Raw genomic sequence first — 13229 nt, 5'->3', positions numbered from 1 at the left:
TCCGCTCTCGTCGTCGGGCCGGCTCTCCATGCCTCGCGGGGCCCCGTGTCCCGCACCCATCCCACGACTCGAACGGGAGAACCACCGACGTGGCCACCTTCCTCTACCGACTCGGCAAGGGCGCCTTCCGGCGCCGGCGCCTCGTCGCCCTCGTCTGGGTGGCGCTGCTGTTCCTCGCCGGCTTCGGCGCGGCGACGGCGGCGACGCCCTCCTCCGGCTCGTTCTCGATCCCCGGTACGGAGGCGCAGCGTGCCTTCGACCTTCTGGAGAAGCGTTTCCCCGGGGCCTCCGCCGACGGCGCCACCGCCCGCATCGTGATCAAGGCGCCCGCGGGCGGCAAGGTCGAGGACCCGGGCACCAAGGCCCAGGTCGAAAAGATCGTCTCCGGTCTGGGCAACGGCCCGGGCAAGGACCAGATCGCCTCGGTCACCGACCCCTACCAGGCGCACGCCATCAGCCAGGACGGCTCCACCGCCTACATCACGGCGAAGTACAAGGTCAGCGGCATGGAGCTGACCGACGCCGCCCGCGACGCCCTCAAGGGCTCCGGCGACGAGGCCCGCGCGGCGGGCGTCCAGGTCGAGATCGGCGGCGACGCCCTGATGGCGGCCCCCGAGACCGGGTCGTCCGAGGCGATCGGCATCGTCATCGCCGCGATCGTGCTGGTCGTCACCTTCGGCTCGCTCGTCGCGGCCGGGCTGCCGCTGCTGACCGCGCTGATCGGCGTCGGCATCGGCGTCTCGTCCATCACCGCCCTGGCCAACGTGCTGGACCTGGGCACCACCACCTCCACGCTCGCGATGATGATCGGCCTGGCGGTCGGCATCGACTACGCCCTGTTCATCGTCTCCCGCTACCGCGCCGAGCTCGCCGACGGGCACGAGCGCGACGAGGCCGCCGGGCGGGCGGTCGGCACCGCCGGCTCCGCCGTGGTCTTCGCCGGACTGACCGTGGTCATCGCCCTGGTGGGCCTGGCCGTCGTCAACATCCCGATGCTGACCAAGATGGGCGTCGCCGCCGCCGGGACCGTGGCCGTCGCGGTGTTCGTCGCCCTCACGCTGGTCCCGGCGCTCCTCGGCTTCGCCGGCCGCCGGGTCCTGCCCGCCGGCACCCGCAGCAAGCTGTTCGGCGGGGGCCGGGCCAAGGCCGCCGACCGGGCCGACAAGCCCAACGGCGGCACCCGCTGGGCCCGGTTCGTCCTGCGCCGCCCGGTCGTCGTGCTGCTGGCCGGTGTGATCGGCCTCGGCGTGATCGCCCTGCCCGCGAGCAAGCTGGAGATGGGCCTGCCGGACGACGGCGCCAAGTCGGTCTCCAGCAGCCAGCGCAAGGCCTACGACCTCATATCCGACGGCTTCGGCCCCGGTTTCAACGGCCCGCTGCTGGTGGTCGTCGACGGCGACAAGGCGCTCGCCGACCGGACCCACGCCCGCCTGGCGAAGCTCGACGGCATCGCCAAGGGCCCCGACGGCAGGCCCCTGGTGATGCCGCCCCAGCTCAACGAGCAGGGCGACGCCGCGATCATCACCGTGATCCCCGCGGACCGTCCGTCCTCGCACGGCACCGAGGACCTGGTCCACGAGATCCGCGAGAGCAGCCCGCGCGAGGTCATGGTCAGCGGCACCACCGCGATCAACATCGACTTCTCGCAGAAGATGAACGACGCGCTGCTGCCCTACCTGGCGCTGGTCGTCGGTCTGGCCTTCCTGCTGCTGATCCTGGTCTTCCGTTCGGTCCTGGTCCCGCTCAAGGCGGCCCTCGGCTTCCTGCTCTCCGTCGTCGCCGCCCTCGGCGCGGTCGTCGCGGTCTACCAGTGGGGCTGGCTCGGCTCGCTGTTCGGGGTGGACCAGCCCGGCCCGATCATGAGCATGATGCCGATCTTCATGGTGGGCGTGGTCTTCGGCCTGGCCATGGACTACGAGGTCTTCCTCGTCACCCGGATGCGCGAGGCGTACGTCCACGGCGAGCGCCCCGGCCAGGCCGTCGTGACCGGCTTCCAGCACAGCGCCCGGGTGGTCACGGCCGCCGCGGTGATCATGATCGCGGTGTTCGCCGGATTCATCGGCATGGACGACCAGATGGTCAAGATGATCGGCTTCGGCCTCGCGGTCGCCGTCCTCTTCGACGCCTTCGTGGTCCGCATGGCGATCGTCCCGGCGGTGCTGGCCCTGCTCGGCCACAAGGCCTGGTGGCTGCCGAAGTGGCTGGACCGGCTGCTGCCGGACGTCGACGTCGAGGGTGAGGGGCTGCGCGAGCACCTGCGGTCCTCGGACCCCGAGGCGGACCCGGGCGCGGACCGGGAGCTGGTCAAGGCCTGACCCCGCGTTCGACGGCTGACCCCGCGCGTTCGACGGCCCGGCCCCGTGTCCCTCGTGGACACGGGGCCGGGCCCGTTGCGCCTACCGGGTGAGGACGGGCGCGTGGGTGCGGCGCAGGAAGCGGCGCAGCGCCGCGATGTCGAACTGCACCACGGCCACCCCCTCGGGCGAGTGGAACTCCACCACCGCCTGCACCCGCCCGCACGGCCACACCCGTACGTCGCCCGAGCCGGACGGGGCCTGGAGGCCGGCCTCCAGCAGGGCGCGGGGGAAGACCCACTCGTTCTCGGTGCCTTCGGGGGACAGTCCCGCGGGGAAGACGATGCGTACGGCCAGCGGCTCGGCGGCGGTGAACCGCAGGGCGACGGGAATGACCCGGTAGAGGGGGTCGTCGGTGATCACACGGGCGCGGACCCGCTCCTCGACGGCGGCAGTGGTGGTGGACATCGACCGACTCCTCGCGTGATCAAGCGGGACAAAACAGTCTTTGTTGCTCCCCAGCCTCGCATATTCCGACGAAACCGCGCGCTCCGTTTTGTGACCCGTCCGCTCTTGCCAGTCATTTGCAACTGGGCCCTATTCTTGAACGGCTAAAGAACGGTTAAGTCCGGCAGCGCAGCACGAAGGCGGAGCGACCCCATGCATGTACCCGACGGATTCATCGACGCACCTGTGTCCGTCGCCACAGGCGTCGTCGCGGCCGCGGCCATCGGTGTCAGCCTGCGCGGCGCGCGCCGCGAGCTGACCGCGGGCGAGGCCGGCGGCCTCGGCGCCGACCGCACCGCGCCGCTCGCCGGCCTGGTCGCCGCGTTCATCTTCGCCGTGCAGATGCTGAACTTCCCTGTCGCCGCCGGCACCAGCGGCCATCTGCTCGGCGGCGCGCTCGCCGCGATACTCGTCGGCCCGTACACCGGCATCCTGTGCGTCTCGGTGGTCCTGCTCATGCAGGGCGTGCTGTTCGCCGACGGCGGCCTGACCGCCCTCGGCGTCAACATCACGACCATGGGCGTGGTCACCGTGGTCGTCGCCTACGCCGTCTTCCGCGGCCTGCTCGCGGTCCTGCCCCGGACCCGGCGCTCGGTCACCGCGGCCGCCTTCGCCGGCGCGCTGCTCTCCGTACCGGCCGCCGCCTCCTTCTTCACCCTGCTCTACGCCCTCGGCGGGACCACCGACGTCCCCGTCGGCAAGGTGTTCACGGCCATGGCCGGCGTCCACACCCTGATCGGCATCGGCGAGGGCGCCATCACCGCCGCGACCGTCGGCGCCGTGCTCGCCGTCCGCCCCGACCTGGTCCACGGCGCGCGCGGGCTGACCACCCGGCTCAAGCTGCGCGTCGGCGGCGAGCTCGTCGACGCCCCCGCCGCCCCGGCCGCCGCCGCGCCGGCCCGGCCGGTCGTCAAGGTGTGGGCCACCGGCCTGGTCACCGCGCTCGTGCTGGCCGGCTTCGTCTCCTTCTACGCCTCCGCCAGCCCCGACGGCCTGGAGAAGGTCGCCGCCGACCAGGGCATCGACGCCAAGGTCGAGGAGCACGCGGCCGCCGGCTCCCCGCTGGCCGACTACGCCGTCAAGGACGTCGCCGACGAGCGGCTCTCCGGCGGCCTGGCCGGCGCGCTCGGCGTCGGCGCCACCGTGGCCGTGGGCACCGGCGTGTTCTGGCTGGCCCGGGGCCGCCGCCGTACGGGCGCGGGCGCCGGCGCCGGCGCGCGAGCGGACGCGGTCTGACATGGGCGCGGGCCATGCCCACACGCTCTACCGGCACGGGCACTCGCCCGTGCACGCCCTGCCGCCGCACTGCAAGCTGGCCGCCACCTTCGCCTTCGTCGTGGTGGTCGTCGCCACCCCGCGCGAGCAGATGTGGGCCTTCGGGCTGTACGCCGTCCTGCTCGCCGCGGTCGCGGCGGTGGCCCGGGTCCCGGCCGGCTTCCTGCTGCGGCGGCTGCTGATCGAGGTGCCGTTCGTGGCCTTCGCCGTGCTCATGCCGTTCGTGGCCGAGGGCGAGCGGGTCGAGGTCCTCGGTCTCTCGCTCAGCGTCTCCGGACTGTGGGGCGCCTGGAACGTGCTCGCCAAGGGCACCTTGGGCGTCGCCGCGTCCGCCCTGCTCGCGGCCACCACCGAGCTGCGGGCCCTGCTGACGGGCCTGCAGCGGCTGGGCCTGCCCCCGCTGCTGGTCCAGATCGCCTCGTTCATGGTCCGCTACGGCGACGTGATCACCGACGAGCTGCGCCGTATGTCGGTGGCCCGCCGCTCCCGCGGCTTCGAGGCCACCGGCATCAGGCACTGGGGCGTGCTGGCCAGGACGGCGGGCGCGCTGTTCATCCGCTCCTACGAGCGCGGTGAACGGGTGCACCTGGCGATGGTCAGCCGTGGCTGGACCGGCGTGATGCCGGTGATCGACGAGGTGGCGGCCACGCGGACGCAGTGGGCGTACGCGGCCGTACTTCCGGCGGCGGCACTCGCCGTCTGCGTGATGGGATGGACCCTGTGACCGACGACCGCGCGACCGGGCCCGCGACCGCGACCCCCTCCCTGGAGGTCTGCGGCCTCGCCTACGCCTACCCCGACGGCCACCAGGCCCTGTTCGGGGTGGACCTGACCGTCGGCCGCGGCGAGCGGGTCGCCCTGCTCGGGCCCAACGGCGCCGGCAAGACCACGCTCGTGCTGCACCTCAACGGCATCCTCGGCGGCGGCGTCGGCACGGTGAAGGTGGCCGGGCTGCCGGTGGAGAAGCGCCATTTCGCCGAGATCCGGCGCCGGGTCGGTATCGTCTTCCAGGACCCCGACGACCAGCTGTTCATGCCGACCGTGCGCGAGGACGTCGCCTTCGGCCCGGCCGCCGCCGGACTGCGCGGCGCCGCGCTGGAGGAGCGGGTGCGCACCGCCCTGGAGCGGGTGGGCATGGCCGAGTACGCCGACCGGCCGCCGCACCACCTCTCCTTCGGCCAGCGCCGCCGGGTGGCCGTCGCCACCGTCCTGGCCATGGAGCCGGAGATCCTCGTGCTGGACGAGCCCTCGTCCAACCTGGACCCGGCCTCCCGCCGGGAGCTGGCCGACATCCTGCGGGCCCTGGACGTCACCGTCCTGATGGTCACCCACGACCTGCCCTACGCCCTGGAGCTGTGCCCGCGCTCGGTCGTCCTCAGCGAGGGCGTCATCGCCGCCGACGGGCGCACCCAGGACCTGCTGTGCGACGAGCCGCTGATGCGGGCCCACCGGCTGGAGCTGCCCTTCGGCTTCGACCCGCGCTCGGTGGCCGTGGCGTAGGTCTCTTACCGGCCGGTAGCGGCATAGCCGGCCGCCGGGCGCTGTTGTGTCCGCTCGTGGACATCCAGGGTGTGGTGGCGGAGGGCTTCGAGCCCGTCAAGGACGCGTTCGCGCGCAACTTCGAGGTGCTCGGGGACCGCGGCGCGGCGGTCACGGTCTACCGGGACGGCCGCCCGGTCGTCGACCTGTGGGCCGGGACGAAGGACGCCGACGGCACCGAGCCGTGGACGGCCGGCACCGCGCAGATCGTCCGGTCCGCCACCAAGGGCGTCGCCGCCGCCGTCCCGCTGCTGCTGCACCAGCGCGGCCTGCTCGACCTGGACGCGCCGGTGGGCTCGTACTGGCCCGAGTTCAAGGCCGGCGGCAAGGACCGCACCCTCGTGCGGCACCTGCTCACCCACCAGGCCGGCGTACCGGCGCTGGACCGCGCGCTGACCGCGGCCGAGGCCGCCGACGGCGTCTCGGGGCCGCGCGCGATCGCCGCGCAGCAGGCCTTCTGGGAGCCCGGCACCGACCACGGCTACCACGCCCAGACCTTCAGCTGGCTGCTGTCCGAGCTGGTGCTGCGCGCCACCGGACGCACCGTCGGCAGCCTGTTCGCCGAGGAGATCGCCGAGCCGCTGGGCCTGGAATTCTGGATCGGGCTGCCCGACGCCGAGGCCGACCGGGTGGGCCGGGTGGCGCCCGTGGACCCGCCCGAGCACGCCGGGGGGCTCAGGACCCGGCCGCGGCGCAACGTCTCCGCCGCCTACGCCGACCCCGACTCGCTGACCCGGCGCGCCTTCGCGGCCATCGACCCGCTGCCCGACGAGAACGACCCCGGCTACCGCGCCGCGGAACTGCCGGCCTCCGCGGGCATCGGCACCGCCCGCGCGCTGGCCCGCTTCTACGCCGCCACCTTCGGCGTGGTCGAGGACGGCGCGCGGATCTTCACCCCGGCCACGACCGCCCTCGCCGGCACCGAGCTCGCCGCCGGAGCGGACCGGGTGCTGGTCGTGGGCACCCGCTTCGGACCCGGCTACATGCTGCACGGCCCGGCCTCCCCGCTGCTCTCCCCGGCCTCGTACGGGCACCCCGGCCGCGGCGGGTCCCTCGCCTTCGCCGACCCCGACGCCGGCATCGGCTTCGGGTACGTCACCAACGCCCTGGCCAAGTCGGTCACCGCCGACCCCCGCGCCCAGGCCCTGGTCCGCGCCCTGCGCGGCTGCCTGGACCGGACAGCCTGAGCCCGAGCCGCCCCGGGCGCGGTCCCGGGCCCGAGCCGCCCGGTCCCGGCCGCCCGGTCGCGGGCCGCCGCGGGCCGTCGCGCGCAGCCGCGGCTCAGGAGCTCAGCACCGCCGCCACGATCGGCCCGGCCGCGTCACCGCCGTGGCCGCCGCCCTCGACCGTCGCGGCCGCCGCGACGTCCCCGCTGAAGCCGGTGAACCAGCTGTCCGGGCCGACCGCGCCGTCCACCTCGGCCGAGCCGGTCTTGGCGCCCTTGTCCCCGCCGACCGAGGCCATCGCGCGGGCCGCCGTACCGCTCGTGGCCGTCTGCCGCATCATCGCGACCAGCTGCGCCGCCACCGCGGGCTTCATCGCCCGGGCGGCCTTCGCCAGCGGCCGGCCGTCCAGGTCCGCCGGGACGAGCACCGGCTGGCGGAACACCCCGGTCCGGGCGGTCGCCGTGATCGAGGCGATGTTCAGCGGGTTCATCTGGACCTCGCCCTGGCCGATGTACGCGGCGGCGGCCGCCGCGCCCGAGCTCTGCGGGACCCTGCCGTCGAACGACGGGATGCCCGTCCTCCAGTTGTCCAGGCCGATCCCGAAGACCTCCCGGGCCTCCCGGGGCAGCGCCCCGTCGTCCTTCACGTCGTCGATCAGGCCGATGAAGGCGGTGTTGCAGGACCGGGCGAAGCTGGTCGCGAACGTCTGCCCGTCGAGGGTGAAGCCGTTCAGGTTGCGGAAGACCTTCCCGTCCCAGGAGGCGGTGGCCGGGCACGCCGCGACCTTGCCGGCCGCCACCAGCCCCCGGTCCAGCAGCATCGCCGCGGTGACGATCTTCAGGGTGGAGCCGGGCGCCCGGGTGCCCTGCATCGCCGCGTTGAAGCCGTCCTTGCGGTGGTTGGCGACGGCCAGGATGTCCCCGGTGCTCGGCTGGACCGCCACCACCGAGGACTCCGGGTACCGCGCCACGGCCTTCTCGGCCGCCGCCTGCACCCGCGCGTCGAGCCGGGTGCGGATCCGCCCCGGCTCGCCCTCGGCCAGGGTCAGCAGGGTCCGCCGGGGGCTGCCCGGTCCGGCCGGCTCGATCCACAGCTCCGTGCCCGCCCTGCCGCCCGCCTTCGCACCGTAGCTCTGGCGCAGCTGGTCCAGGACGGGCCCCAGCGAGGGGTAGCGCTGGGCCGTCAGCTCCCCGCCGTCGCGGTCCACGGCCGTGACCGGCGGGGCGGACGCGGTTCCCGCCCGCAGGCTCTCGCCCTGCCGCAGCTGCGGGTGGAGCACCGAGGGCTGCCAGTCGACCACGGCCTTGCCCGTGGCCGCCGCCCGCACCACGGTCAGCCGCGCCTCGTAGGTCAGCGCCTTGGTGACCCCCTCGTACGTCACCTCGGCGGCGACGGTGAACGGCACGCTCGCCCCGCTCGGGGCGCCGGGGGTGATCACCGCCCGGGACACGTGCGCGGCGGACCGGAAGCCGGCGAGCGCCTGGCGGGCCGCGGCCGGGTCGTCGGTGAGCCCGGCCGCCGTGCCCTCGTCCCCCGCGGCCCACGCCGCCAGGAACGCCGCGGCGGTCCCGGAGACCTCCTGGCCGCTCGGCGGGCCGCTGCCGCGGTGGGCCGCCGGCTTCGTCCGCTCCCCGCCGCCGCCCGCGTCGTCCACCAGTGAGTACACCCCGTACGCGGCGCCGCCCGTCATCGCCAGGAACACCCCGCCGACGAGTGCGCCCTTCGCTGCCCCGTTCATGTCCGTCCCCTCCCCAGGAGTCGCAGCTGCCTCAGCTGCATTTGAACATGTTCAGGCGGCTAGACCCAGGTGTCCATCCACATCCGGCCACGCCAGGAGTCCATGGGCAGGGTCTGCCCGGTGTAGACCGGCCAGAAGTAGATGAAGTTCCACACGATCAGGAGCACCAGGACGCCTGCCCCGATCGCACCGACCGCCCGCCGCCGCTCCGTCGAACCGGCCGGACCCAGCAGCGCGCCGATCATCATCGCCAGCGCCAGGCACAGGTACGGCACGAAGACGACCGCGTAGAAGTAGAAGATGGTCCGTTCCTGGTAGTTGAACCAGGGCAGGTACCCGGCGGCCAGCGCGCACAGGATCGCCCCGGCCCGCCAGTCGCGGCGGAAGAACCAGCGCCACAGCACGTACAGCACGGCGAAGCAGGCCGCCCACCACAGCAGCGGCGTGCCCAGCGCCAGCACCTCGCGGGCGCACTTGCCGGCCTCGGTGGCCGGGCAGCCGTCCGTGCCGGGGGCGGGGGACTCGTAGAAGTAGGAGACGGGCCGGCCGAGCACCAGCCAGCTCCACGGGTTCGACTCGTAGGTGTGACCCGAGGTCAGACCGACGTGGAACTTGTACACCTCGGTCTCGTAGTGCCACAGACTGCGCAGCCAGTCGGGCAGGAACGACCAGAAACCGCCGTCCCCCTGCTTGGCCGCCCAGTCGCGGAAGTAGCCGCCCTTGCCGTCGGCGGGGCTGAGGATCCAGCCCGCCCAGGACGCCAGGTACACCGCGAGCGCCACCGGCACCAGCGAGGCGAACGCCGGCAGCGCGTCGCGCCGCAGCATCGCCGTGTACGGGGTGCCGCCGCCCGCGACCCGGCGCGCCGAGGCGTCCCACAGGACGGTCAGCACCCCGAAGAAGGCCAGCACCACCAGCCCGTTCCACTTGGTGCCGAACGCCAGCCCCAGGCACACGCCGGCCAGGATCCGGTACGGCCGCCACCCCAGCCCCAGCGTCTCGGCGACCCCCGCGTCCGGCCGGGTCCGCCCCTCCGGGTCCACCGGCAGCGCGGCGGCCAGCCGGGCGCGGGCCCGGTCGCGGTCGATCAGCAGCGCGCCGAAGGCCGCCAGGACGAAGAACATCAGCACCAGGTCCAGCAGCGCGGTCCGGCTCATCACCAGGTGCAGCCCGTCCACCGCGAGCAGCGCGCCCGCCAGACAGCCCAGGAACGTCGAGCGCAGCAGCCGCCGCCCGATCCTGCACAGCATCAGCACCGACAAGGTGCCCAGCAGCGCGGTCATGAACCGCCAGCCGAACGGCGTGAAGCCGAACATCCATTCGCCGAGCCCGATCACCCACTTGCCGACCGGCGGGTGCACCACGTAGCCCGGATCCAGCGGCAGCGCCACCCCGTTCGGGTCCGCGATGACCGACTTGTCGATGTCCTTGGGCCAACTCGCCTCGTAGCCCTGCTTGATGGTGGCCCAGGCGTCCTTGGCGTAGTACGTCTCGTCGAATATCACCGCCTTGGGGCTGCCCAGGTGCCAGAACCGCAGCACCCCGGCCACCAGCGCCACCAGCAGCGGACCCGCCCAGGCCAGCACCCCTTCCAGGGTGGCCGCGGAGCGAGCCCGCACCCCCAGGGCCGCCCACAGCTGGGCGGACGGCCGCGCGTACGGCGGGACCAGCCGCGCCCGTACGTCGTCCAGCGGCGGCGGGGTGGTCGCGGAGGGCTGCGGCAGCGTCGCGGTACTGGTCACCGGGTCATCGTAGGGAACGCGCCTGTGGGCGCGCCCTGGGCGGTCGCCCGGCTTGAGAGGATGGACGGGTGACAACTGCGCAGAACGGTCCCACCGGTGTCCTCGTCCTCGCCGGAACCCCCATCGGCGACCTCGCCGACGCCCCGCCCCGGCTCGCCGCCGAACTCGAGCGCGCCGACGTGGTGGCGGCCGAGGACACCCGGCGGCTGCGCCGGCTGACGCAGGGCCTCGGGGTGCACACGACCGGGCGTGTCGTGTCGTACTTCGAGGGCAACGAGTCCGCCCGCACCCCGGAACTGGTCGAGGCGCTCACCGGCGGGGCGCGGGTGCTGCTGGTCACCGACGCGGGCATGCCCTCGGTCTCCGACCCCGGCTACCGGCTGGTCGCGGCGGCCGTGGAGAAGGGCGTGCGGGTCACGGCCGTGCCCGGGCCCTCGGCCGTGCTCACCGCGCTGGCCCTGTCCGGGCTGCCGGTCGACCGGTTCTGCTTCGAGGGCTTCCTGCCGCGCAAGGCCGGCGAACGGCTGGGCCGGCTCCGCGAGGTCGAGTCCGAGCGGCGCACCCTGGTCTACTTCGAGGCGCCGCACCGGCTGGACGACACCCTGGCCGCGATGGCCGAGGTGTTCGGCGCCGGCCGGCGCGCCGCCGTGTGCCGGGAGCTGACCAAGACCTACGAGGAGGTCAAGCGGGGCGGGCTCGGCGAGCTGGCCGCGTGGGCGGCCGAGGGCGTCCGCGGCGAGATCACCGTCGTGGTCGAGGGCGCCCCCGAGGCGGCGCCCGGCGAGGTCGACGCCGAGGAACTGGTGCGCCGGGTACAGGTGCGCGAGGAGGCGGGGGAGCGACGCAAGGAAGCCATCGCGGCGGTCGCGGCCGAGGCCGGGCTACCCAAGCGGGAGGTCTTCGACGCGGTGGTGGCGGCAAAGAATGCGGTACGAAAGGCGCCCTGAGACGGTAAAGAGCTAATCTGAAAAGCAAAGCTCAGACCGCGCACCGGGCGCTTGGGGAATGACTCGCCCAAGGACCGTCCAACACTCGACAGGGCCTGATGCGCTCCTGGCCGAAACGGCGTCCACTGGCCTGAGACAACCAGTGGACCAGAGGAGCTGGCATGAGTGAGATCGCTGACACTCCGATTCCCGCCCCCGCGGCCCCGGCGCCCGTGCACCCGGGCGTCCAGATCGTCCACGAGGCCTACTCGTTCGCCTGCATGCGCTGCGGCTACGCCTGGGAGCAGGCGTACGAGATCGAGCACCACACGGACGCCAAGGGGGAGCCGTTCATCGTCTACACGGCCGGGGGTGAGCGGGTGCCGTCCCCGCTGTCGAACCCCACCTGCCACAACTGCGACGGGCACGTGGTGCGGATCATGCGCGAGGGGCAGGTCGGATCGGTGCTCGGCATGCTCGACCGGCTCTACCACGACCGCCGGATCGCCCCCGGCATCGCCGGGCCGGTCCCGGCCACCCACGACCAGGACCACGCGCGCGGGGAGCGGCGGCGCGCCGGACGCGACGAGGGGCGGCTCGAACAGGCCGCGTCCCACGACGCCCCCGGCCCCGTGAGCATCGGCGCGGCCGAGCCCGCCGGGCAGCGGCGCGAAGGGCCGCTGGCCCGCCTGAGGGGACTGCTGCGCCGGTCATAGGATCAGCGGCATGAGCCCTTCCTCCGACACCCCGCCGCCGCTGCCCGAACCGCTCCGGGTGGCGGTGGCCGACTCCCACACCCACCTGGACATGCAGGCCGGCACGGTCGACGAGGCCCTGGCGAAGGCCGCCTCCGTGGGCGTGACCACCGTGGTCCAGGTCGGCTGCGACGTGAAGGGCTCGCGGTGGGCGGCCGAGACCGCGGCGGCGTACGAGAACGTGCACGCGGCCGTGGCCCTTCACCCGAACGAGGCGCCTCGGATCGTGCACGGGGATCCTGACGGTTGGTCGCGCCAGGGGGCGCGGGCGGGCGGCGGGGACGCCGCGCTCGACGAGGCGCTGGCCGAGATCGAGGCGCTGGCGGCGCTGCCGCACGTGCTGGCCGTCGGCGAGACCGGACTGGACCACTTCCGGACCGGTCCGGAGGGGATGGCGGCGCAGGAGCGCTCGTTCCGGGCGCACATCGAGATCGCCAAGCGGACGGGCAAGGCGCTGGTGATCCACGACCGGGACGCCCACGCCGACGTGCTGCGCGTCCTGCGGGAGGAGGGCGCGCCCGAGCGGACCGTCTTCCACTGCTACTCGGGCGACGCGGAGATGGCGGCGGAGTGCGCCGCTGCCGGGTACTACATGTCGTTCGCGGGGACCGTCACGTTCAAGAACGCGCAGGGGCTGCGGGACGCGCTGGCGGTGGCCCCGCTGGACCTGGTGCTCGTCGAGACCGACGCCCCGTACCTGACCCCGGCCCCCTACCGGGGCCGTCCCAACGCCCCGTACCTGATCCCGCTGACGGTCCGCGCCATGGCCGCGGTGCGGGGCCTGCACGAGGACGAGATGGCCACGGCCCTGGCGGCGAACACGGCCCGCGCCTTCGGCTACTGACCACCGGGGGTCCCCTGGGTTTTCGTCCGCGGGGAACGGCGCGACCGGCCCGCCGCAGGCGGTGGTCGGGGACGGGGTGGTACCACCCCGAGGGCGTGACCCCCCGCCGGAGGCGACACGCTCGGTGAGCGGGCGAGTTGGGAGAGTGACGAAGGCTCCGCTAGTGTGCCGTGCCCGAAGCGCGGGTCGAGCAGTGGAGCGAGCGTGAGCGATAGCCAGGGCAGTCGCCGCCGTGGGTCCGGGCGCCGGGCCGCCCGGGGCGCCGCCGTCGCCGCCCCGCCGGAGCCACCGCCCGAGCCGGCGACCGAGGACCCGTACGGGTACGCGTACGACCCCCGCGAGGGTGACTGGGCCGCCGGGGCGCCCGCACCGGACCTCCCGGGCCCCCGTACCGACCTCCGCACCGACCCCCGGCCCGGCACCGGCCGCCGCCGCGCCGCCCC

At 74.2% G+C, this 13229-nt stretch carries 11 protein-coding genes and 1 pseudogene; 9 read left to right on the top strand and 3 right to left on the bottom strand.

Going from position 1 to position 13229, the window contains the following annotated elements:
• The first annotated feature begins 89 nt into the window (after positions 1-89).
• Positions 90-2315: an MMPL family transporter gene (locus LG632_RS19715; protein WP_226728678.1), complete on the top strand. Its 2226-nt coding sequence runs from the start codon at positions 90-92 to the stop codon at positions 2313-2315.
• 81 nt (positions 2316-2396) lie between these two features.
• On the opposite strand, the gene LG632_RS19710 is transcribed toward LG632_RS19715, so the two are convergent.
• Positions 2397-2762 (bottom strand): SsgA family sporulation/cell division regulator, encoded by a 366-nt coding sequence (locus LG632_RS19710; RefSeq protein ID WP_226728677.1) that lies wholly within the window; start codon positions 2760-2762, stop codon positions 2397-2399.
• A 192-nt stretch (positions 2763-2954) separates the two neighbouring features.
• On the opposite strand from LG632_RS19710, the gene LG632_RS19705 reads away from it, so the two are divergent.
• From LG632_RS19705 to LG632_RS19690, 4 genes are read left to right on the top strand one after another with little or no spacing between them, the layout of a single operon-like run.
• Positions 2955-4037, top strand: a complete 1083-nt coding sequence (locus LG632_RS19705) for an energy-coupling factor ABC transporter permease (protein ID WP_226728676.1) — start codon at positions 2955-2957, stop codon at positions 4035-4037.
• 1 nt (position 4038) lies between these two features.
• Entirely contained in the window at positions 4039-4800 is a 762-nt protein-coding gene (gene cbiQ, locus LG632_RS19700; protein ID WP_226728675.1) for a cobalt ECF transporter T component CbiQ, read from the top strand.
• Positions 4788-5576: an energy-coupling factor ABC transporter ATP-binding protein gene (locus LG632_RS19695; RefSeq protein ID WP_226728674.1), complete on the top strand. Its 789-nt coding sequence runs from the start codon at positions 4788-4790 to the stop codon at positions 5574-5576. The genes cbiQ and LG632_RS19695 overlap by 13 nt, the downstream gene beginning before the upstream one ends.
• A 56-nt stretch (positions 5577-5632) precedes the next feature.
• Entirely contained in the window at positions 5633-6802 is a 1170-nt protein-coding gene (locus tag LG632_RS19690) for a serine hydrolase domain-containing protein (protein ID WP_226728673.1), read from the top strand.
• A 94-nt stretch (positions 6803-6896) separates the two neighbouring features.
• Here the strand turns inward: LG632_RS19690 and LG632_RS19685 are convergent, their stop codons facing one another.
• Together LG632_RS19685 and LG632_RS19680 are read right to left on the bottom strand one after the other, a co-directional pair.
• A complete protein-coding gene (locus tag LG632_RS19685; protein ID WP_226728672.1) occupies positions 6897-8519 on the bottom strand; it encodes a penicillin-binding transpeptidase domain-containing protein in 1623 nt (540 codons plus the stop codon).
• Positions 8520-8578: 59 nt separating this feature from the next.
• Positions 8579-10261 (bottom strand): dolichyl-phosphate-mannose--protein mannosyltransferase, encoded by a 1683-nt coding sequence (locus tag LG632_RS19680; RefSeq protein ID WP_226728671.1) that lies wholly within the window; start codon positions 10259-10261, stop codon positions 8579-8581.
• Positions 10262-10329: 68 nt separating this feature from the next.
• Between LG632_RS19680 and rsmI the strand changes: the two genes are divergently transcribed.
• The 4 genes and pseudogenes from rsmI to LG632_RS19660 form a co-directional block, all read left to right on the top strand.
• Entirely contained in the window at positions 10330-11208 is an 879-nt protein-coding gene (rsmI, locus tag LG632_RS19675; RefSeq protein WP_226728670.1) for a 16S rRNA (cytidine(1402)-2'-O)-methyltransferase, read from the top strand.
• Positions 11209-11369: 161 nt separating this feature from the next.
• Positions 11370-11903 carry a hypothetical protein gene (locus LG632_RS19670; protein WP_374203517.1) on the top strand — a complete coding sequence of 178 codons (534 nt, stop codon included), beginning with the start codon at positions 11370-11372 and terminating at the stop codon, positions 11901-11903.
• 10 nt (positions 11904-11913) lie between these two features.
• Positions 11914-12786 (top strand): TatD family hydrolase, encoded by an 873-nt coding sequence (locus LG632_RS19665; protein ID WP_226728669.1) that lies wholly within the window; start codon positions 11914-11916, stop codon positions 12784-12786.
• Between the two features lie 204 nt (positions 12787-12990).
• Positions 12991-13229 (top strand): annotated as a pseudogene (locus LG632_RS19660) (hypothetical protein); the annotation flags it as partial.

The organism is Streptomyces antimicrobicus (assembly GCF_020532625.1).
GTDB lineage: Bacteria > Actinomycetota > Actinomycetes > Streptomycetales > Streptomycetaceae > Streptomyces > Streptomyces antimicrobicus.
This window is presented reverse-complemented; position numbering and strand designations above follow the sequence as displayed.

Coding starts and splice junctions, on each gene's coding strand:
- cbiQ (WP_226728675.1), top strand. CDS start 4,039: ATGGGCGCGGGCCATGCCCACACGCTCTACCGGCACGGGCACTCGCCC.
- LG632_RS19710 (WP_226728677.1), bottom strand. CDS start 2,762: ATGTCCACCACCACTGCCGCCGTCGAGGAGCGGGTCCGCGCCCGTGTG.
- LG632_RS19695 (WP_226728674.1), top strand. CDS start 4,788: ATGGACCCTGTGACCGACGACCGCGCGACCGGGCCCGCGACCGCGACC.
- LG632_RS19685 (WP_226728672.1), bottom strand. CDS start 8,519: ATGAACGGGGCAGCGAAGGGCGCACTCGTCGGCGGGGTGTTCCTGGCG.
- LG632_RS19670 (WP_374203517.1), top strand. CDS start 11,370: ATGAGTGAGATCGCTGACACTCCGATTCCCGCCCCCGCGGCCCCGGCG.
- LG632_RS19705 (WP_226728676.1), top strand. CDS start 2,955: ATGCATGTACCCGACGGATTCATCGACGCACCTGTGTCCGTCGCCACA.
- LG632_RS19665 (WP_226728669.1), top strand. CDS start 11,914: ATGAGCCCTTCCTCCGACACCCCGCCGCCGCTGCCCGAACCGCTCCGG.